This window comes from Marinomonas sp. NPDC078689, from assembly GCF_044542435.1.
Taxonomy (GTDB): Bacteria; Pseudomonadota; Gammaproteobacteria; order Pseudomonadales; family Marinomonadaceae; genus Marinomonas; species Marinomonas arenicola.
In genome coordinates this window covers 82,652-102,825 of sequence record NZ_JBITUJ010000004.1, presented here as the reverse complement: position 1 = coordinate 102,825, position 20,174 = coordinate 82,652, and the positions used below count along the sequence as shown (strand labels likewise).

The window sequence follows — 20,174 nt, the reverse complement described above, 5'->3', positions numbered from 1 at the left end:
GTGACCGTATAGGTCAACTAAAAGTGTCTTTTGCTCGTCTTACTTGGCTAAAGGCCGCGATTTCATTGCTGGCCATTTCTTCCCCTAATTGCTTGGCTGCTTGCGCAACAATTGCAGGGACATGGGTTCTTAAAAAGGGATTGGTTTGTTTTTCTATCTGTATGGAGCTGGGCAAGGTCACTGTATTGCGATCACGGCATTGTTGGCACTCTTGCTGAGTCTCTATTAGGTCGTTGTTATGGTGATCTAGGTGCAAAGCAAAACGGTAATTTGCCAAGGTGTATTCATGGGTGCAATACACTAGGGTGTTGTTTGGTAAGGCAGACAGCGTGTTCATTGCTGCCAACATTTGTTCTGCTGTGCCTTCCATAATCCGTCCACAGCCGCCACGGAAGAGTGTGTCGCCAGAGAATAAAACGGGGGTGGCTTGGTCGCTGAAATAGCAAAGATGATCCAAGGTGTGCCCGGGGGTTTCTAGTACGCGAAAAGAGCGTGAAAACACCTTGACCGTATCCCCTTCTTGCAACGGATGAGTCACCATGGGAGAAAGGTGAGCAGGGCCATAAACGGGGCACTGAAATTGGTCTTTTAGCGATTGCACGCCGCCGGTATGGTCTTTGTGGTGATGGGTAATTAAAATACCTGACAAGGTGAGCTGCTGTTGGTGGCAATATTGACTCACCACTTCTGCGTCACCTGGGTCGACTGCCCAGATGTGTGCGCTATCTTTCTCTTGGATTATCCAGATATAATTGTCGCTGAAAGCGTGAAGTGGAATAAAAGTCATAGTACAGCCTATCTTTTGCTTTGTTTCATTGGTCTGTGGCGTCCAGTGAAGCATGAATAATAAGAATGACGCGCTTACGTCATTTTAAGTAGAGAATCATTGTATGTTGAATGATCAATCAAGACAATTGTTCCAGACATGGTATAAAACAGAGCTTGGACAAAGCCTGAGTGACTTAGAGTGTTCAGAGATTGAGCGCGAGATAGACCACGCAGTGGGCTATTATCTGGTTGTGCAATCGCCGCTTAATGCCATTTCGCTTGACCAACATCGCTTGCGAGAAAGTATCTTAATTGTGCCGGAGCTTGAGTTGGGCGCGCCTAAAAACGTTGTGGTGGCAAAAGCCAATGAGTTGCCACTTGAGTCCGATGGTGTGGATGTGCATGTGTTGCATCACACGTTGGACTTATCGTTAACCCCTCACGATGATTTGCGCGAAGCCGCTCGAACCTTATTGCCCAGTGGTAAGCTGATCGTGATTGGCTTTAACCCTTGGAGTTTGTGGGGGATTCGGCGCTTGTTCTCGAAGCGAATGAAAGCGCCTTGGTGTGGTCGATTTATTGGTCACAGACGTTTAGAAGATTGGTTGAAAGTGGCCGGTTTAACGCTAGAGAAAAAGCGTTTTTTGCACTATGAGCCTCCGCTTCAAAAGGCCGCATGGCGGCAGCGCTGTCATTGGATTGAGCGCTTGCTTAGCCCGTTTAAATTACCATTTGGCGGCATTTATATTATGACGGCCACCAAGCAAACGCGCCGTTACATTCCCCTTAAACCTCGTTGGAAAAGCGCTCGCGTGCGAGTGCCTCCTTTTACTAAGCCAGCGGCTAAAGAGATGAAAGATTGAAAGACGTAATTATATACACAGACGGTGCCTGTAAGGGCAACCCAGGCATTGGCGGATGGGGTGCTTGGTTGACCTTTGGGGAACATGAAAAACGTTTATGTGGTGGCGAGCATGACACCACAAATAATCGCATGGAATTGATGGGTGCCATCGAAGGCTTAAGAGCCTTAAAAGAAAAATGCACGGTCACCCTTTATACCGACTCTTCTTATGTGCAAAAAGGCATCACTGAATGGTTGGCAGGCTGGAAGCGCAAAGGTTGGAAAACGGCGTCGAAGCAGCCAGTTAAAAACAAAGACCTATGGCAAGCATTGGATGAACAATGCCAATTTCACGACGTAACGTGGAAATGGGTAAAAGGGCATGCTGGTATTGAAGGCAATGAAATCGCTGACCAGCTGGCCAATCAAGGTATTGATGAGCTGAGGGCCGCACAGTGAGACAAGTTATTCTAGATACCGAAACAACCGGTATTGACCCCAAACAAGGTCACCGCATCATTGAAATTGGCTGCGTGGAAATGGTGGGGCGAAAATTTACTAAGCGTCATTTTCATGTCTACGTGAACCCTGATCGTGAAGTAGAAGAAGAGGCGTTTCGAGTTCATGGTATTAGTAATGAATATCTGGCGGACAAGCCAAGATTCCATGAAATCGCCAAGGACTTCTTTGATTTTATTAAAGGCGCAGAATTAATCATTCACAATGCGCCCTTTGATATTGGCTTTATTGATCATGAGTTTGCGCGCATTGGCGGTTATCCTAAAATTGCTGACGTGTGTAAGGTCTTTGATAGCTTGGTGTTTGCTCGGAAAAAGCACCCAGGCCAGAAGAACAATCTAGATGCTTTATGTAAACGTTACGGGATAGATAACTCGCACCGAGAATTGCACGGAGCCCTATTGGACTCTGAGATCTTGGGTGATGTGTATTTGTTGATGACCGGCGGGCAAACAAGCCTTGGCCTTAGTAGTGGCTCAGATCAAGATTCGGGTGACGATGATAACCCAGGTGAAATTCACCGCTTGAGCGCGGATCGCCCTATGTTGAAGGTATTAAGAGCCAGCGATGAAGAGCTGAAAATGCACGAGGAACGTTTGGATTTGATCGATAAAAAATCCGGCCAGTCTTTGTGGCGTATTAAGCACTGATTGCGTGTTTATTATTTAATACAGCAAACTGCTTCAACAAAAAATGCCCTTATCGTTTGATAAGGGCATTTTTTGTGTCTGAATAAGCGCTTCTTACAAGAAGTTAAGCACGCAAATCCCGCCAACAAGGCTCAATACTATGGTGTATGGCAACGCCATCCAAGCCATTTTTCCGTAGGATAAGCGCAGTAACGGGGCAATCGCAGACGTTAACAGAAACAAGAACGCCGCTTGGCCGTTAGGGGTTGCCACACTCGGTAAGTTGGTGCCGGTGTTAATGGCAACCGCCAAGGTGTTGAAATGCTCTCGAGTAATGTGACCTGCGTCTAGGGCGGCTTTGACCTCGCCAATATAGACGGTTGCCACAAACACATTGTCACTGATGGCGGACAATACGCCGTTGGCAATGAAGAACATGATGGGTTGAGAGTGCTCAGGCATGTTCAATACCAGATCGATAATCGGCTGGAATAAATGCTGAGTATGGATCACAGAGACGACAGTGAAGAACACCACAAGCAACGCGGTAAACGGCATGGCTTCTTCAAAGGCGTGGCCAATTCTGTGCTCTTCTGTGATGCCGTTAAACGCCGTTAATAGCACTATCACCATTAAGCCGACCAGGCCGACTTCCGCCACGTGAAACGCCAATGACAGCACCAATAGCAAGGCGACTATGCCTTGTACTATGAGTTGTGACTTGTGCTTGTTGGTGCTCTTTTTAGAATCCTCTTCTTCGAAGTTCTTTAAGATGTTACGAACGTTCTCAGGCAAAGTCGCACCATAGCCAAACCATGACATTTTTTCTAATACAATGACGGTCAATAAGCCACATACCAGTACTGGCATGGAAATCGGCGCCACACGCATAAAGAATTCACCGAAATCCCAACCTGCTACCTTGGCGATTAGTAGGTTTTGTGGTTCGCCCACTAGGGTGGCGACGCCGCCGAGCGCGGTGCCCACGGCGCCATGCATTAACAGGCTTCTTAGAAATGCGCGAAACTGCGCAAGGTCTTGATAGTTGACGGGTAAAATATGGTCGTCACTGCTGTTGTCGTATTTGCCGCTGGCTTGGTCAGACGCCACTTTATGGTACACAGAGTAAAAGCCTACGCTGACGCTGATCAGAACCGCGGTGACGGTAAGGGCGTCTAAGAAGGCTGAGAGTACTGCGGCGGCCAAGCTGAAAACCAATGAGATAATGATTTTGGAGCGGATTTTTACCAATAGCTTATTAAAAATAAACAGCAGCATGTCTTTCATGAAGTAGATGCCGGCCACCATAAACATCAACAATAGAATGACGTCTATGTTGTGTATGACTTCTTTGTACACACCATTAGGGTTGGTTAACCCTAATAAAACCGCCTCTATCGCAATCAAACCGCCAGGTTGAAGCGGGTAGCATTTTAGCGCCATAGCAAGGGTAAAAATAAACTCAATAATAAGAATCCAGCCAGTAATGAAGGGGCCAACAGTTAATAGTAGAATGGGGTTGAGGATTAAAAATGCGATCACGGCTTGTTTGTACCAAAGAGGCGATCCTCCAAGGAAGTTGTCGCTAAGCGCGTGTGACAGGGTGGCCTTCATTTATTGCTCCTTTATGAGTGGATTGCTTGCGCATTTTATCCACACTGTGAGTTTATTGTAAGGATCATAAGGGATAATTCTGCGCGTATCTATATTCTTAATCTCTTAATAGAGATTGCTATTTCTTTTAATTGCCCCAATATCATCAATAACTTATCACTACAAAGGAAGAGAGACTTGGAATTTTTGACAGATTATGCAGGCTTCATGTTGAAGTTGGTCAGTGTGGCCATTGTGATTGGTGTGCTTTTAGCGATGATTGCGAGCGGCAAAAGTAAATCTCGCTCTGGCAGTCTATCAGTGACCAAGCTGAATGAAGGCTATGACAGCATGAAGGCGGAATTGAATAATCAATTGCTGGATAAAAAGGCCCTAAAAGAGCAAGCCAAAGCCGCCAAAAAGCAGCTTAAGTTGGAGAAAAAAGCTCAGAAGAAAGGCGGACAGAAAAAAGACGAGCAACAAGAGACAGGTAAAAAGCGCCTGTATGTGTTGGACTTTGATGGTGATATAAAAGCGTCTGCTGTGACCACTATCCGTGAAGAAATTACCGCCGTATTGAGTGTGGCACGCCCTGAAGATGAAGTGGTTGTGCGTTTAGAGAGCGGTGGCGGTGTGGTGCATGGTTATGGTTTGGCGGCGTCGCAATTACAGCGCGTGAAAGAAGCCAATATTCCATTGACTGTGTGTGTTGATAAGGTGGCGGCCAGTGGTGGTTACATGATGGCGTGTGTGGCAGACAAAATCATTGCCGCCCCGTTTGCGATTCTTGGCTCTATTGGTGTGGTGGCTCAAGTGCCTAACGTACACCGACTATTAGACAAAGGCTTGATTGACGTTGAGCTTCACACCGCAGGGCGTTATAAGCGCACCTTAACCATGTTGGGTAAAAATACAGATGAAGGCCGTGAAAAATTCAAACAAGATTTGGAAGACACGCATGTGTTGTTTAAGCAGTTTGTATCAAGCCAGCGCCCAATTTTAGACATTGACGCTATCGCCACTGGGGATACTTGGTACGGTTCAGAAGCGTTAGAAAATAAGCTGGTGGATGCGGTAATGACCAGTGACTCTTACTTGGTTTCTCACTACGAAAATGCGGATGTTGTGCAGGTGGCCTTTAAGCAGCCTAAAGGCATGGCAGAACGTTTTGGCTTGTCTGTGTTTTCTGCTTTTGAACAAAAAGCGGTGTCTTGGATTAGTAAGGTGATTCAATCTCGCGGTTACTAGCCAGCTAGTGTGTTATTGGGTTCGTACTCCTAATGCAAAAAAACTCGACCCATGGTGACATGGCTCGAGTTTTTTATTGTTCTGGGATCAATCACCATGCATTGGTTGTGCGTTGCTAATGCGTAGTGCGTTGCTAATGTGGAGGTGTTTAGGAAGGTACGAACAAGTCCTCTTGCTTGAGGCTTAGACGGCGTATTCGCCCCTTCCCTAAAGGCTTTGTTATTGATTGCCCGTTTGTTTTACGTCGTAGGTGGGTGCCAATTGAACGGCACTGCTAGAAGACAGTTGGGCTTCTTCTGCGGTTGGTGTGAGTTTCTCCAGAGACACTTGTTGAATGGCGTCATCTAGGCTGATGGGCTTAAAATAAATCAAGGTGCCTATGATCGGGTGATCAAGGTAATTAAGTTTTTTGCTGGCGGTTTTGTTGCTCTGTTCTAAGTTGAGCACCCATGTTGGCTCAAGCGTTGCAGGCAGAGTTTGGGCGGGCAGAGCGCCTTGGCTGTCCGCTTGGCTTTCTTGTTCGCTGACCGGTGGCGCAGGTCGAGGGTCAAAGCGGTAATGTTTGTATTGGATGTCAGATTCTAAGTAACGGCCGAGTTTGATCGCAATCTTACCGGTTAGCTCAGGGTAGCCGTTTTTCATGACGTCGCTGTGAAAGGTTTCATGCAAGGTAGCGCCAGTCGTTTTGAAAATGAGCGTCCACTTCTTATTGACCAGCACCTCAGCGTGGGGCGCTATTTTGTTTTTAAAGCGATCAAACGGCACTGACAATTGCGCGATGTTGGCCGCCGAGGAGCGGCTGGAGTCTGCGCTAGGGGACGGGTATCTCGGCAGATTGGCCGCAGACACGAGGCTTTTATAATCAACTTGCTCGCTGGAATCCTTGTCTGGCCAGACGAACGTCAACAAATAGGCCTCATAGGCGCGTGCGGTACTTGGGTTGTACTCTGTTTCGTTGGCGGCGAACAGCTGGCTGCTAAAAGCGGCGAGGGTCAACAGCAGTAAGTAATAAGTTTTCAATGTAATTGTTCCAATGTTTTGTAGGTTTGTTGAAAGCGCTCTTCCGCGTTTGTCATGCTAGCGATGTATTTTAACGTATCTGATCCTACCAGTTTATATTGATCTGGCTTGGTTTGTATCAAACGAATCAATTTCATCGGGTCAACTGGTGTGGTGCTACTAAAGAATATTTTACCTTCTTTTTGGTTGGCTTCAATTTTAGTGATGCCCAGTTTTTCAGCTTTTAGCTTGATGTCTGTTTGTCGAAAGAGGTTTTTCGTTGGTTCAGGCAGCAGCCCAAAGCGGTCAATCATCTCCACTTGTAGGTCTTTTAGGTGTTCTTCGCTGGTGGCGCTGGCGATGCGTTTGTAGAGAATCAGTCGTGAATGAACATCGCCTAGGTAGTCTTCTGGTATCAAGGCTGGGATGCGCAAATTGATGTCTGTCATAGTAGGTGAGGTGATATCAACATTGGGCGATTCGCCATTTTTCAGGGATTTCACCGCCCGATCTAACATCTCCATAAACAATGAAAAGCCGATGTGTTCAATGTGACCACTTTGGCCATCGCCCAATAGCTCGCCGGTGCCGCGTATCTCTAAGTCATGGGTGGCGAGGGTAAAGCCTGCGCCTAATGTGTCGGCAAGGGTGATGGCTTCAAGGCGTTTTTCTGCGTCCTTGGTGAGTTTTCTATCTTGTGGTGTTAATAGGTAGGCGTACGCTTGGTGGTGTGAGCGACCGACGCGTCCGCGTAATTGGTGGAGCTGAGCTAGACCAAATTTGTCAGCCCGTTCAATAATAATGGTGTTGGCGTTAGGGATGTCGATGCCGGTTTCAATGATGGTAGAACACACCAAGACATTGGCGCGTTTGTGGTAGAAGTCTGACATGACTTGTTCTAGTTCGCGCTCGCGCATTTGCCCGTGACCCACAATAACGCGCGCTTCAGGAATCAGTTCGGCCAGGTCCGCGGCGGCTTTTTCGATGCTCTGTACGTCATTATGAAGATAATAAATTTGCCCGCCACGATGCAGCTCTCGCAAGATGGCTTCTTTGATTTGGTAATCGTCTTTTTGTTTAATAAAGGTTTTTACCGACAATCGCTTAGCAGGCGGCGTGGCAATGATGGACAAATCGCGAATCCCTGATAGAGACATGTTCAATGTGCGAGGAATCGGGGTCGCGGTGAGGGTTAATATATCCACCTCGGCACGCAGTGCTTTAAATTGGTCTTTCTGTTTGACGCCAAAGCGGTGCTCTTCATCAATAATAACCAAGCCTAAATTGGCAAAGTTAATGTCGCCTTGGATGAGTTTATGGGTGCCTATGACAATGTCAGCCTTGCCGTTTTCAAGTCGTGCAATGGCTTCATTGGATTGTTTTCCTGAGCGGAATCTAGACAGTAGCTCTATTTCGACAGGCCAGTCCGCAAAGCGGTCACAGAAGTTTTCATAATGTTGCTGAGCCAGTAGGGTGGTGGGAACCAGTACCGCGACTTGCTTGCCCCCTTCAACGGCCAAAAACGCGGCGCGCATGGCGACTTCGGTTTTACCAAAGCCCACATCACCACAGACCAATCGGTCCATTGGCTTTTGCGAGGACATGTCTTGAATGACCGCGTCGATGGCCAGCTGTTGGTCAGGGGTTTCTTCAAACGGGAAGCCGGCGGAAAACAGCTCGTATTGATCGTCAGGTTTATTGAAGGCGTGACCCACACGGGCTTCGCGCTTGGCGTAAATTTCCAATAATTCAGCGGCCGTGTCACGGGCTTTTTCAGCGGCTTTTTGTTTGGCAGTGTTCCATTTATCGCTGCCCAGTTTGTGCAGCGGTGCGGTGTCTTCATCGGCGCCTGTGTAGCGCGAAATCAGCTGCAGTGAGGATACCGGAACGTACAATTTGGCTTCGTTTGCATAGCCTAAAGTGAGGAGTTCGGTTTCTTGGCCGTCTATTTGTAGATTGGTTAACCCTAAATAGCGTCCCACCCCATGATCAATGTGCACAACAGGGGCGTTCATTCGTAACTCTGTGAGGTTGCGAATGATGGCGTCTTCGTTGACGTCACCGTGTTTGCGGCGACGTTTTTGTGAGACTCGCTCCCCTAGAATTTCGCTTTCGGCGATTAGTGCGATGTCGTTTTTGATTTGAAAGCCACGACCAATATTGCCTTCGGTAATGCAGAGGGATTTTTCAGTGGCTAAAAAGTGTGACCAGTTCTCGCAATAATCGGGCTGAATTTTGTGCTTTTTGAGTAATTCAAGCAGTGCTTCGCGACGACCTGCGGACTCAGCGACAATCAGTACACGAGCGGATGAACGGTCGAGGAAATGGCTAAGGTTGCCCAGTGGCGTGGGCGATTTCGATTCTATTTTTACATTGTCCAATGCACGGTAATTGGTGTTGTCCCCTTGCTCGGAGAAAATAACACTGGCGTATTGGTTAAGGTGTGAGAACAGCTCGTCTTCACGTAAGCAAATTTCCTCGGGTTTTAAAATGGGGCGTTCAATGTCGTAGTTGAGGGATTCGTGCCGGCTCCGGTAATCCAGTTGTACGCTGGCAATTTGCTCATTAAAGGTGTCCATGCGAACGATCAGGGTTTGCGGATCTAGGTAATCGAAGAAGGTGCTGGTCTCGGTAAAGAAAAGCGGCAAATAATATTCGATGCCAGAGGGAATGATGCCGCTTGAGATGTCTTGATAAAGCGGGCTAGACAGTGGGTCTGTGTCAAATCGTTCGCGAAAGTTCTGGCGAAATTGCTGAATGCCTTGCGTGCTGGTGGGGAATTCCTTAGCAGGCAGCATTTTGATTTCAGTGACCTTGTCGGTGCTGCGTTGGGTTTCGGTGTCGAAGAAACGAATGGAATCAATCTCGTTGTCGAACCAGTCGATGCGAATTGGGTTGTGGGCTCCCATAGGGAACACATCCATTAACGCGCCGCGAATGGAAAACTCGCCATGTTCATGAACGTTGTCGACATTTAAGTAGCCGGCATCAGTGAGTCTTTTGGCCAGTTTTTCAAGGGCTAATAGCTGGCCTTCTTTAGCATGAAAATGTTGCGCATCGAGGTGTTGTTTCGGGCACAGTCGCGTTAAACAAGACGCGGCCGTGGTTAAGACAATAGGCGCATCGCTTTCGGATAACTTTGCCAAGGTTTCTAGACGCTGGGAAATAATGTCTTGATGCGGTGAAAAGGCATCGTAGGGTAGGGTTTCCCAATCGCTAAAGCGCAACACGGTTTGTTGGCCGCTGCTTAAAAAAGACAGTTCGTCTTCGAGCTCGTTTAGCTCGGCGATGGTGTTGGTGATGCACACAGTAGGGCGCTTATATTGTTTTGCAATGGACAGCAGTTGCAGCGCTTTTCGGCTGCCGTCGAGTCCTTCAATAAGGTTTTTGTAGCCAGATTTAAGGGTAAGAGATAAGGCATCTAACATGATGTTTTTAAGCGTCCCTTTGGGTCGATAAAGTAAGTGAGACTGAGTCGGCAAAACGCAGCGCATGGGGCTTGCTGATGGTGACTTTCGCGGCGGTTACGTTGTTTGCGTTGGCGCAAAGTGACAGCACCTCTGAAGTCAGTTTTTCCAATAGTAAAAAGCGATTGTTCTCAACATGGTGAATGATCTTTTTGCAAAGGGTACGATAGTTAACCGCTTTGTCTATGTCGTCGCTTTGGCTTGCTTCGCCCGCGCAATAGTCGACCCAAGCATTAATCACCACATCTTGTTTGTTCTGTTTCTCAGTTTCATTAAAGCCGATGTAGGTTCTTAAGCGAAGGTTTTCTATATGAATCTGCGCATTGAGCTGAGGCATGGTGCGTATCCTAAGAATGACTGCGTTTAATTAAGTCAGAATATTGTGTCGGTTTAGTGTTGGGATGGCAACTAGGGGGGAGAGTATCTGTTACGTGGATTTGGCAATTCTCTGACGCTATGGGGTATTTGCGCTTTTATTGAAGTGATTACCCTGTATGAAAAAAGGATATTGTAAGAAAAAAACAACAGGCAATGTTTGTTTTTTGTCCGCATGCTAGGGCGAATGTGTAAAAAAGTACCTCAATGAGCAAAGGTTAGAAGCTAAAGGCTCTGTTGAATAGTAGTCAAGCCAGCTAATGATCACTATAATACAGCGGTTTTTTGGTGAAGTGAATTTACGTTTTATAACAACCTAAGCTGTTGTTATAAGTTCATGAATGTTTTCCCGGAGGGGGTTATGAGCAAAACGTACAGTGCTTTTGTGTTCAATTTACTGTTGGGCAGAACATATGTATAAAATTACAAAAGGCCTTGAACTCCCTATTAGCGGAGCTCCCAGTCAAGTGATTGAAGATGCGGCGGCAGCGAAAACTGTTGCGGTAATCGGTCCCGATTACCATGGTATGAAACCTACCATGTTGGTTGCGGAAGGAGATAAGGTCAAAAAAGGGCAAGTCATCTTTACGGATAAGAAAACCGAAGGTGTGAAATATACTGCTCCTGCTGCGGGTACTATTGCTGCGATCAATCGTGGCGAACGACGTGTATTACAGTCGGTTGTTATCAAGCTTGAGGGCGATGAGTCTGAAAAATTTGCGACTTACGCGGGTTCCGAACTTAAAGGTCTAGATCGCGATAAAGTGGTTGAGAACCTTGTTGATTCAGGTTTGTGGACGGCGTTCCGTACTCGACCTTATTCAAAAGTTCCTGAGATTGCGTCATTACCAAGTTCTATTTTTGTTACGGCGATCGATACCAATCCTCTTGCTGCCTCCCCTGAAGTTGTTTTAGCGGACCAAACGGAAGCGTTTGCAGACGGTCTTACTGTGCTAAGTCGTTTAACGGCTGGTAAAGTGTTTTTGTGTAAAGCGCCTGGTGCCAAAATTCCAACGACGACAGACGTTGTGGTTGAAGAGTTTGCCGGTGTGCACCCAGCTGGGTTAGCAGGAACTCATATCCATTTCCTTGATCCTGTTAGTGATAAGAAAACAGTTTGGTCTATTAATTACCAAGATGTTGTTGCTATCGGCAAGCTTTTTGTGACTGGTGAGTTGAGTGTGGAACGCGTTATTTCCATTGCTGGACCACAGGTGAAAAAACCGCGTCTTGTTCGTACTCAAATCGGTGCGAATTTGGATGCATTGCTCGCGAATGAATTGGCAGATGGCGATAATCGCGTTATTTCTGGTTCAGTATTGTCTGGCCGTAACACATTCGGTCCGTTTGCCTTCCTTGGTCGTTACCACAACCAAGTGACTGTTATTCGAGAAGGGCGTGAGCGCGAAATGATGCATTACCTGCGCGCGGGTACTGAGAAACATTCTGTATTGAATGTGTTCTTATCTAAGCTGACAGGCAAGTCGTCGTTTGATATGACGTCTACGACCAATGGTAGTGACCGTACTATGTTGCCACTGGGTCACTTTGAACGCTTAATGCCAATGGATATTTTGCCAACGCAGTTGTTGCGTGCATTGGTGGTGAATGATACTGAGCAAGCACAGAAATTGGGTGCGCTAGAGTTAGACGAAGAAGATTTGGCTCTTTGTACTTATAGCTGCTCTGGTAAATTCGAATATGGCCCGATCCTTCGGGATTGCCTAACTCTAATAGAGAAAGAGGGTTAATTCATGGGGCTTAGAAAAGTACTCGACAAAATGGAACCATCGTTCCATACCGGCGGAAAATACGAAAAATGGTATGCGCTTTACGAAGCGGTTGATACGATTTTTTACCGTCCTAGCTCGGTAACACGCAATGGCTCACACGTTCGTGATGCTGTGGATATGAAACGCATCATGATCTTGGTCTGGATGTGTACCTTCCCTGCAATGTTCTTTGGCATGTACAACATTGGCTTCCAAGCAAACACCGCGTTGCAAGCCATGAATGTGGGTGCTGGAGACGATTGGCGTCAAGCGATTATTGGTGGTTTGACTGCTTATAATCCAGCCAGCATTTGGGATAACATGATTTATGGCGCTATGTATTTCTTGCCAGTGTATCTTGTTACCTTTGTTGTAGGTGGTTTCTGGGAAGTGTTGTTTGCAGCCGTGCGTAAGCACGAAGTGAACGAAGGCTTCTTTGTTACTTCTATCCTGTTTGCCTTGACGTTACCGCCGACAGTGCCTTTATGGCAGGTCGCTTTAGGTATCTCTTTTGGTGTTGTGCTAGGTAAAGAAGTGTTTGGTGGTACCGGGAAAAACTTCCTGAATCCTGCGTTAGCAGGTCGTGCCTTCTTGTTCTTCGCTTACCCTGCCTCTATGTCTGGTGATTCAGTCTGGACAGCAGTAGATGGCTTTTCTGGCGCGACGGCATTAAGTCAGCTTGCGGCAGATGGCGTGGCGAACCTAACGACAACTTGGTCAGATGCCTTCTTTGGCTTCATGCAAGGTTCGATGGGTGAAACGTCTACCTTGGCTATCTTTATCGGTGGCGCTATCTTGTTGGTGATGAGAATCGCAGCATGGCGTATCGTGGCCGGTGTGATGATTGGCCTGATTGCTACTTCTGTTATGTTTAACCTTATCGGTTCTGACACAAACCCAATGTTTGCAACACCTTGGTACTGGCACATGGTATTAGGTGGTTTCGCATTCGGTATGATGTTCATGGCGACAGACCCTGTGTCTGCTTCGATGACAGAACGCGGTAAATGGTTCTACGGTGCATTAATTGGTGTCATGGTTGTGCTAGTTCGTGTTGTTAACCCTGCGTACCCTGAAGGTATGATGTTGGCAATCCTGTTTGCGAATCTGTTTGCACCATTTATTGATCACTTTATTGTTCAAGCAAACATCAAACGGAGGATTGCACGCAATGGCTAGCGGTAACGAAAGCATCAAAAAGACTCTCTTAGTCGCGTTGGCTCTATGTTTGGTTTGTTCTGTCTTTGTTGCCGCGGCAGCAGTGGGGCTTAAGCCTATTCAGAAAGCAAATAAAGACTTAGACCGTAAGCAAAACATCCTAGCGGCCGCTGGCATGTTAGAGCCTGGTAAGTCAGTTGATGAGATTTTCAAAAACGTTGAAACACGTATTGTTAACTTAAAAACGGGCGATTTTGCGACGCCAGCTGAGATCAAAGAAGCGGGCATTAACCCTGCTACTTACGATCAAAAAGCAGCGGCAAAAAATCCTAAGCTATCAATAGCATTGCCAGCAGACAAAGACCCAGCAAGCATTAAGCGTCGCGCTAAATACGCCGCTGTGTACATTGTTAAGTCTGGTGACAAGATTGATCGCATTGTATTGCCAGTACATGGCTACGGCTTGTGGTCAACAATGTACGGCTTTATGGCGCTACAGAATGACTTTTCTACCGTGGTTGGTTTTGGCTTCTACGATCAAGGTGAGACACCTGGATTGGGCGGCGAAGTAGACAACCCGAACTGGAAAGCCTTGTGGAAAGGCAAAGAAGTATACAACGACCAAGGTCAAGCTGTGATTGCGCTTGTGAAAGGCGGTGTTAGTAAGTCAGACCCTGATGCTTCTCATAAAGTAGATGGTTTGTCTGGTGCAACACTGACAAGTCGTGGTGTAACACATCTTGTTCAATACTGGTTGGGCGATGATGGTTTTGGACCTTTCTTGGCGAAACTTCGTAGTGGAGGAGAGAAATAATGTCTGAAGTGAAAAAGGTTCTTTTTGGACCGATTCTCGCTAATAACCCAATTGCGCTACAAATCCTTGGTATTTGTTCTGCGCTAGCGGTTACTAGTAGCATGAATGTTAGTTTGGTTATGGCCATCGCACTGACGTTGGTTACCGCATTTTCTAACTTCTTTATTGCGATCATTCGTAACTACATTCCAAGCAGCATCCGTATCATAGTACAGATGATCATCATTGCTTCTTTGGTAATCGTGGTTGACCAGGTATTAAGAGCGTTTGCTTTTGAAATCAGTAAGCAGCTTTCCGTTTTCGTTGGTTTGATCATTACGAACTGTATCGTAATGGGTCGTGCTGAAGCGTATGCCATGAAAAATGGTCCAGGCATGAGCTTCTTAGACGGTATCGGTAACGGTCTTGGTTACAGCGCCATGTTGATGGTAGTCGCGTTTTTCCGCGAACTATTGGGCGCAGGTAAGCTGTTCGGTCATGTGGTTTTTGAAACAGTGCAAAACGGTGGTTGGTACCAGCCAAACGGTTTGATGCTTCTTCCGCCTAGTGCTTTCTTCGTTATTGGTTTGATTATTTGGGCGTTGCGCTCTTATAAGAAAGAGCAAGTGGAAGAGCCTGAGTTCAAGATTGCAGCTAACTCACGTGCTCAGGAGGCGCTATAAATGGAACATTTAATTAGTCTGTTTGTTAAAGCGGTTTTCGTTGAAAACATGGCTTTGGCCTTCTTCTTAGGTATGTGTACTTTGTTGGCGTTGTCCAAAAAAGTAGAAACAGCCCTAGGTCTAGGTATTGCGGTTGTTGTGGTGCTTGCCATCACGGTTCCTTTGAACAACTTGTTGTACCAAAACTTATTGAAAGACGGCGCTCTACAATGGGCCGGTCTGCCAAATGTTGACTTAAGCTTCTTGGGTCTACTGAGCTACATCGGTGTTATTGCGGCTGTGGTTCAGATATTGGAAATGGCGCTAGATAAGTATATGCCCGCGTTATACAACGCATTGGGTGTGTTCTTGCCACTTATCACAGTAAACTGTGCCATCATGGGTGCGTCTTTGTTCATGGTTGAGCGTGATTACAACTTTAGTGAAAGTGTTGTCTATGGCGTTGGTGCTGGTATCGGTTGGGCGTTGGCGATTGCTGCGCTTGCGGGTATCCGTGAAAAGCTTAAATACTCAGATGTTCCAGCGGGTCTTCGTGGTCTAGGTATTACCTTTATCACTGTTGGCTTGATGAGCTTAGGCTTTATGTCATTTTCGGGCGTGCAGCTTTAAACCTGCATACAATAGACAACCAAGAATAAGGTTTAACTAACATGGTCAACTTAGAAATTATTCTAGGTGTGGTGATGTTCACAGCTATCGTATTGGGTCTTGTGGCAATTATTCTTGCTGCTCGTGCTCGATTGGTAAGCTCTGGTGACGTAACAATCCGCATCAATGGTGAAAGGGAAGTAACAACCGCGGCGGGCGGTAAGTTACTTCAGACTTTGGCTGGCAATGGTATTTTCCTATCGTCCGCGTGTGGCGGTGGTGGTACCTGTGCGCAGTGTAAGTGTAAAGTGACAACCGGTGGCGGCTCTATGTTGTCCACTGAGCAGTCTCACTTTACTCGTCGTGAAGAGAAGGAAGGTTACCGCCTTTCTTGTCAGGTAGCGGTTAAGCAGGATATGGATGTCGAAGTACCTGAAGAGGTATTTGGTGTTAAGGCTTGGGAGTGTACTGTTGAGTCTAACCCTAACGTTGCGACCTTCATTAAAGAGCTAACACTAAAATTACCAGAAGGCGAGAATGTCGATTTCCGCGCTGGTGGTTATGTTCAGCTTGAAGCGCCAGCTCACACGGTGAATTACAAAGATTTTGATATCGATGAAGAATATCGTGGTGATTGGGATAAGTTCAATCTTTGGAAGTTTGTCTCTAAAGTAGATGAGACGGTTATCCGTGCTTACTCTATGGCGAACTACCCTGAAGAAAGAGGCGTGGTTAAGTTTAATATTCGTATTGCTTCGCCACCACCAGGAAAAGACGACTTGCCACCAGGTCAAATGTCTTCTTATGTCTTTAGCCTGAAACCAGGTGATAAGATTAAAGTGTATGGACCATTTGGTGAGTTCTTTGCGAAAGACACAGACGCTGAAATGGTGTTTGTGGGCGGTGGTGCTGGTATGGCACCAATGCGTTCACACATCTTTGACCAGCTTAAACGTCTGCATTCTACTCGTAAGATCTCTTTCTGGTATGGTGCTCGTAGTGTGCGTGAAGCATTCTATGTTGAAGAGTACGATAAGCTTCAAGAAGAAAACGAAAACTTTGAATGGCATTTGGCTTTGTCTGATCCGCAACCAGAAGATAACTGGGATGGTAAGACTGGCTTCATTCATAACGTTCTTTATGAAAGCTATCTGAAAGATCACCCAGCGCCAGAAGATTGTGAGTTCTACATGTGTGGGCCTCCAATGATGAATGCGTCGGTTATTAAAATGCTAGAAGACCTAGGTGTTGAGAAAGAAAATATTCTCCTCGATGACTTTGGTGGCTAGTGTTCAAATGATAAGACCTGCCGTTTAGGCGGGTCTTATTTTGTTTATGCATTGCTTGTGTGCAGTGTCTAAACAAAATAAAAGTGTGTCTCTGTTTTGTCTGTCTCATTGGGTTTTCTTATTTGTTTCTGAATTGAGAGCGGCTTGACTCACTCCCTGCACCATTAGTTGTTAAGGTGTAAGAGGATCAATTGGCGTTGTGATGAACGCCTCAACACAGTTTTAAGTTTACGATGGTGGTACTGCTGCCCTCGTTTTTTGGAGAGAGAGTATGTTGACGATTGTTTTGGCGTTTGCGCTTATGTTGTTGTTGGTGGCGGCTATGGCCATTGGTGTCATTATGGGAAGAAAGCCGATTGCTGGTTCCTGTGGTGGTATGAGTGCTTTGGGTATGGAAGTTGCTTGTGATATCTGTGGTGGCGACAAAGGCAAATGCGAAAAAGAAGAAAAAACAGCTTCCAAAAGCGCTTCAAGTGAAACGTTTTACGACGCGTCTAAGTAAATGAATTTTTAAAGAGGATACTATGACGACAAGACATTACGATGTCGTGGTGCTAGGTACCGGCCCTGCTGGTGAAGGCGCTGCTATGAATGCGGCCAAGGCAGGAAAAAAAGTGGCAGTTGTTGAGGCTAGTCCACAAGTCGGAGGGAGTTGTACGCACCTAGGAACAATCCCATCAAAAGCCTTGCGTCACGCTGTAAAAGAGATTATCGCCTTTAATACAAATCCGATGTTTCGTGATATTGGTGAGCCTCGTTGGTTTTCTTTTCCTAAGGTATTAGACAGAGCTAATAAAGTCATTGATAAGCAGGTAATGGGTCGTACTGAATATTACGCTCGTAACCGCATCGATATCTATTTTGGTCGTGGTAAGTTTAAAGACGCAAACACCATTGAGGTGAATACCTACGAACGTGGTCCAGAGTTGTTGGTGGCAGAAAAAGTGGTCATTGCAACAGGTTCGCGTCCTTATCGTCCTGCGAACATTGACTTCACGCATCCTCGAATTTATTGCTCTGATACTATTCTGAGTTTGAGTCACACGCCGCGATCTTTGATTATTTACGGTGCGGGTGTGATCGGCTGTGAGTACGCGTCTATTTTCTGTGGCTTGGGTGTGCGTGTTGAGTTGATCAACCCAGGTAAGAAATTGTTAAGCTTCTTGGACGATGAAATCACCGATGCCTTGAGTTATCACTTGCGCGATGGTGGTGTCTTGATTCGCCACAATGAGACCTATGAGTCTGTGGAAACCACGGAGCGTGGTGTTGTGATGAACATGGCGTCTGGCAAGAAATTGCGTGCCGATGCGTTATTGTTTTGTAATGGTCGCTCTGGCAATACGGATTCTTTGGGTCTGGACAGCATTGGTTTGGAAGCTAATGGTCGTGGTCAACTGGCGGTTAACGATACGTATCAAACGCAAGTTGAGAACGTCTATGCAGCGGGTGATGTGATCGGCTGGCCAAGTTTGGCAAGTGCTGCTTACGACCAAGGTCGAGCGGTAGCGGCCAATATGTTTGGTATTCAAGGTGGTCACTTTATCAGTGAAGTGCCAACCGGGATTTACACCATTCCAGAAATCAGTTCTATCGGTAAAACGGAAGCGGAATTGACGGCGGAAAAAGTGCCTTACGAAGTGGGTCGTGCTTTCTTTAAAAACACGGCGCGCGCGCAGATTACGGGTGAAGCGGTGGGTATGTTAAAAATACTTTTCCATCGTGAAAGCTTAGAGATCTTAGGGATCCATTGTTTTGGTGACCAAGCGTCAGAGATTGTTCACATTGGCCAGGCGATTATGAAGCAGCCAGGTGAGCAGAACTCGTTGAAATACTTTTTGAACACAACGTTTAACTATCCAACGATGGCAGAAGCGTATCGTGTTGCTGCGCTAAACGGCTTTAATCGCGTTTTCTAAGGTCGTTTACCGTTCATAAAAAAGGCATTCACTCTTGCGGGTGAATGCCTTTTTTTGTTGGTTCTGGGTGGGATCAAAGGGGGCGATTAGCTGCCTTTGATGGCATAAATGCCTTTCAGGTTTCTGAATGCACCCTTGTAGTCCATGCCGAAGCCGAATAAGAAGCGGTCTTCAACGTCTAGGCCAATGTAATCAGGGGTCATGTCTACTTTGCGATCGTGAAGTTTATTAACGATCGTAGCGGAAAACACGCTGTTTGCGCCCTGTGCTTCAAACCATTCGATGATGGCTTGCAAGGTGTGTCCTTGATCGAAAATATCATCAACAATCAAGACGTCTCTGCCGCTGATGTCTGTCTGAGGGTAGCTCATCCACTTCAGATTGGTTCCTTCGGTTTCCATGCCGTAGCGTGAGGCGTGAACATAGTCCAGCTCAATAGGAAACGACAAGCGCTCGATCAAGGCTGCGGTCGGAATCAATCCGCCATTCATTACGCAAATAACAAGCGGCAGCTTATCTGCTAGGTCGGTGGTGATTTGTTTTGCCATGCTATCTAAAGCGGTGTCGATTTGCTGAGCATCGATAAGGCAGTCGGACTCATCTAAAATGGTATTTAGATCGTTGATTTTGTTGATCATAAGTAACTCTGCTTGTAATGATCGCGTGATTTTAACCTAATCTTGACCAGATGCTAAGTTTTTAATTTTATGGATGCTGGCGCACAAGCAAGTTGACGCCAGAATGATAACCCAAAGGGACTGCAGCCAGATCAAAAAGATGGGAAGGGCGGCGAAGGCGCCATAAACCACTTGGTAGGAACTGAAGAAGTGGGCAAAGCGGCTGAATATCGTATTTAAAATAAAGAGGGCGATGGCGCCGAATAAGGATGCAATAGAGGCGAGCTTGAGGGACACCTCGGTGTTGGGTGTTAAAAAGTTAAGAGTCAGTAATATGAGAAAGTACATAGCAATGCGCCCAAAGCTTAATAGATTGCTGATCCAGGTGTTGGGCTCGATGTCGCGAATTTGAAAAGACAGCATGGTGCCAGATAGGCTCAAGGAGGCGGCCAATAAAATCGGCCCTAGCGTTAGCATTGCCCAGTAAGTGAGCAGCCTTTCGCGTACTTTGCGTTTCTTTTTGATGTTCCAGATGGATTGAACGCTGTCTTCAAAAGAGTTCAATAGTAAGAGTGCGGTAAAGACCAAGGCGACTAAGCCCGCGGCGGGTAGGTTTTTGGTTTGTTCCGAAAACTTGAGTAAGTAGGGGAAAATGGCATCACTGGTGCCGGCAGTCAGGTGAGACTCGATGAAGTCAAAAAACTGCGTTTGCATGTGCTGTAAGGCAGGAGTGAACCCTAGAATCCCAATGATGATAGTGATGATGGGGACGGCGGCTAATAGGCTGGATAGGGTGAGTTGGGCCGCTCTTTGGGTTAAATGGCTTTGTTGGAATTGTTTCCATGTCTCGCGCCAGTACATTGCAGCTGTTTGGACGTTGAATTGGGGGCGCTTTAGCATGGGGGTCTCCGTC

19 protein-coding genes are annotated in these 20,174 nt (G+C 46.5%); 12 read left to right on the top strand and 7 right to left on the bottom strand.

The features are described from left to right. Positions 1 to 13: 13 nt before the first annotated feature. Positions 14 to 787, bottom strand: a complete 774-nt coding sequence (gene gloB / locus ACIGBN_RS08900) for a hydroxyacylglutathione hydrolase (RefSeq protein ID WP_396664921.1) — start codon at positions 785 to 787, stop codon at positions 14 to 16. Positions 788 to 890: 103 nt separating this feature from the next. Here gloB and ACIGBN_RS08895 point away from each other — a divergent pair, with 103 nt between their 5' ends. The 3 genes from ACIGBN_RS08895 to dnaQ are packed head-to-tail and all read left to right on the top strand — an operon-like array spanning position 891 to position 2,781. Further along, positions 891 to 1,631 (top strand): class I SAM-dependent methyltransferase, encoded by a 741-nt coding sequence (locus ACIGBN_RS08895; protein WP_133001346.1) that lies wholly within the window; start codon positions 891 to 893, stop codon positions 1,629 to 1,631. Further along, positions 1,628 to 2,071 carry a ribonuclease HI gene (gene rnhA / locus ACIGBN_RS08890; RefSeq protein ID WP_133001345.1) on the top strand — a complete coding sequence of 148 codons (444 nt, stop codon included), beginning with the start codon at positions 1,628 to 1,630 and terminating at the stop codon, positions 2,069 to 2,071. The genes ACIGBN_RS08895 and rnhA overlap by 4 nt, the downstream gene beginning before the upstream one ends. Continuing rightward, positions 2,068 to 2,781 carry a DNA polymerase III subunit epsilon gene (gene dnaQ, locus ACIGBN_RS08885; RefSeq protein ID WP_133001344.1) on the top strand — a complete coding sequence of 238 codons (714 nt, stop codon included), beginning with the start codon at positions 2,068 to 2,070 and terminating at the stop codon, positions 2,779 to 2,781. Before rnhA ends, dnaQ begins: the two co-directional genes overlap by 4 nt. 93 nt (positions 2,782 to 2,874) lie before the next feature. On the opposite strand, the gene nhaB is transcribed toward dnaQ, so the two are convergent. Then, positions 2,875 to 4,374 carry a sodium/proton antiporter NhaB gene (gene nhaB / locus ACIGBN_RS08880; protein ID WP_396664919.1) on the bottom strand — a complete coding sequence of 500 codons (1,500 nt, stop codon included), beginning with the start codon at positions 4,372 to 4,374 and terminating at the stop codon, positions 2,875 to 2,877. Positions 4,375 to 4,551: 177 nt separating this feature from the next. Here nhaB and sohB point away from each other — a divergent pair, with 177 nt between their 5' ends. Further along, a complete protein-coding gene (gene sohB / locus ACIGBN_RS08875) occupies positions 4,552 to 5,601 on the top strand; it encodes a protease SohB (RefSeq protein ID WP_396664917.1) in 1,050 nt (349 codons plus the stop codon). Between the two features lie 219 nt (positions 5,602 to 5,820). Here the strand turns inward: sohB and ACIGBN_RS08870 are convergent, their stop codons facing one another. The 3 genes from ACIGBN_RS08870 to folX are packed head-to-tail and all read right to left on the bottom strand — an operon-like array spanning position 5,821 to position 10,404. Continuing rightward, positions 5,821 to 6,621, bottom strand: coding sequence for a CsiV family protein (locus ACIGBN_RS08870; protein ID WP_396664915.1), 801 nt, complete (start codon positions 6,619 to 6,621; stop codon positions 5,821 to 5,823). Next, positions 6,618 to 10,028: a transcription-repair coupling factor gene (gene mfd, locus ACIGBN_RS08865; protein WP_396664913.1), complete on the bottom strand. Its 3,411-nt coding sequence runs from the start codon at positions 10,026 to 10,028 to the stop codon at positions 6,618 to 6,620. Before mfd ends, ACIGBN_RS08870 begins: the two co-directional genes overlap by 4 nt. A gap of 7 nt (positions 10,029 to 10,035) precedes the next feature. Then, positions 10,036 to 10,404: a dihydroneopterin triphosphate 2'-epimerase gene (gene folX / locus ACIGBN_RS08860; RefSeq protein WP_396664911.1), complete on the bottom strand. Its 369-nt coding sequence runs from the start codon at positions 10,402 to 10,404 to the stop codon at positions 10,036 to 10,038. Positions 10,405 to 10,855: 451 nt separating this feature from the next. On the opposite strand from folX, the gene ACIGBN_RS08855 reads away from it, so the two are divergent. The 8 genes from ACIGBN_RS08855 to sthA all read left to right on the top strand — a co-directional run bounded on the left by ACIGBN_RS08855 (position 10,856) and on the right by sthA (position 18,644). Beyond that, positions 10,856 to 12,193, top strand: a complete 1,338-nt coding sequence (locus ACIGBN_RS08855) for a Na(+)-translocating NADH-quinone reductase subunit A (protein WP_133001338.1) — start codon at positions 10,856 to 10,858, stop codon at positions 12,191 to 12,193. A 3-nt stretch (positions 12,194 to 12,196) separates the two neighbouring features. After that, positions 12,197 to 13,393 (top strand): NADH:ubiquinone reductase (Na(+)-transporting) subunit B, encoded by a 1,197-nt coding sequence (locus ACIGBN_RS08850; protein ID WP_133001337.1) that lies wholly within the window; start codon positions 12,197 to 12,199, stop codon positions 13,391 to 13,393. Continuing rightward, positions 13,386 to 14,186: a Na(+)-translocating NADH-quinone reductase subunit C gene (locus ACIGBN_RS08845; RefSeq protein WP_133001336.1), complete on the top strand. Its 801-nt coding sequence runs from the start codon at positions 13,386 to 13,388 to the stop codon at positions 14,184 to 14,186. Before ACIGBN_RS08850 ends, ACIGBN_RS08845 begins: the two co-directional genes overlap by 8 nt. After that, positions 14,186 to 14,848, top strand: coding sequence for an NADH:ubiquinone reductase (Na(+)-transporting) subunit D (locus ACIGBN_RS08840; RefSeq protein WP_133001335.1), 663 nt, complete (start codon positions 14,186 to 14,188; stop codon positions 14,846 to 14,848). Before ACIGBN_RS08845 ends, ACIGBN_RS08840 begins: the two co-directional genes overlap by 1 nt. Beyond that, positions 14,849 to 15,457 (top strand): NADH:ubiquinone reductase (Na(+)-transporting) subunit E, encoded by a 609-nt coding sequence (gene nqrE / locus ACIGBN_RS08835; RefSeq protein WP_133001334.1) that lies wholly within the window; start codon positions 14,849 to 14,851, stop codon positions 15,455 to 15,457. It abuts the gene before it with no gap. Between the two features lie 41 nt (positions 15,458 to 15,498). After that, the gene (gene nqrF / locus ACIGBN_RS08830; RefSeq protein ID WP_133001333.1) at positions 15,499 to 16,725 is read left to right on the top strand and encodes an NADH:ubiquinone reductase (Na(+)-transporting) subunit F; all 1,227 of its coding nucleotides are present in this window, start codon (positions 15,499 to 15,501) and stop codon (positions 16,723 to 16,725) included. 271 nt (positions 16,726 to 16,996) lie between these two features. Continuing rightward, positions 16,997 to 17,227, top strand: coding sequence for a (Na+)-NQR maturation NqrM (gene nqrM / locus ACIGBN_RS08825; RefSeq protein WP_133001332.1), 231 nt, complete (start codon positions 16,997 to 16,999; stop codon positions 17,225 to 17,227). A 22-nt stretch (positions 17,228 to 17,249) separates the two neighbouring features. Beyond that, on the top strand, positions 17,250 to 18,644 hold the full coding sequence (gene sthA, locus ACIGBN_RS08820; RefSeq protein WP_133001331.1) for a Si-specific NAD(P)(+) transhydrogenase: 1,395 nt from the start codon (positions 17,250 to 17,252) through the stop codon (positions 18,642 to 18,644). An 86-nt stretch (positions 18,645 to 18,730) separates the two neighbouring features. Here sthA and ACIGBN_RS08815 read toward each other — a convergent pair whose 3' ends face one another. Together ACIGBN_RS08815 and ACIGBN_RS08810 are read right to left on the bottom strand one after the other, a co-directional pair. Further along, entirely contained in the window at positions 18,731 to 19,282 is a 552-nt protein-coding gene (locus ACIGBN_RS08815) for a hypoxanthine-guanine phosphoribosyltransferase (protein WP_133001330.1), read from the bottom strand. Between the two features lie 36 nt (positions 19,283 to 19,318). Continuing rightward, positions 19,319 to 20,161, bottom strand: a complete 843-nt coding sequence (locus ACIGBN_RS08810) for a YihY family inner membrane protein (RefSeq protein ID WP_165942933.1) — start codon at positions 20,159 to 20,161, stop codon at positions 19,319 to 19,321. Positions 20,162 to 20,174: the final 13 nt, after the last annotated feature.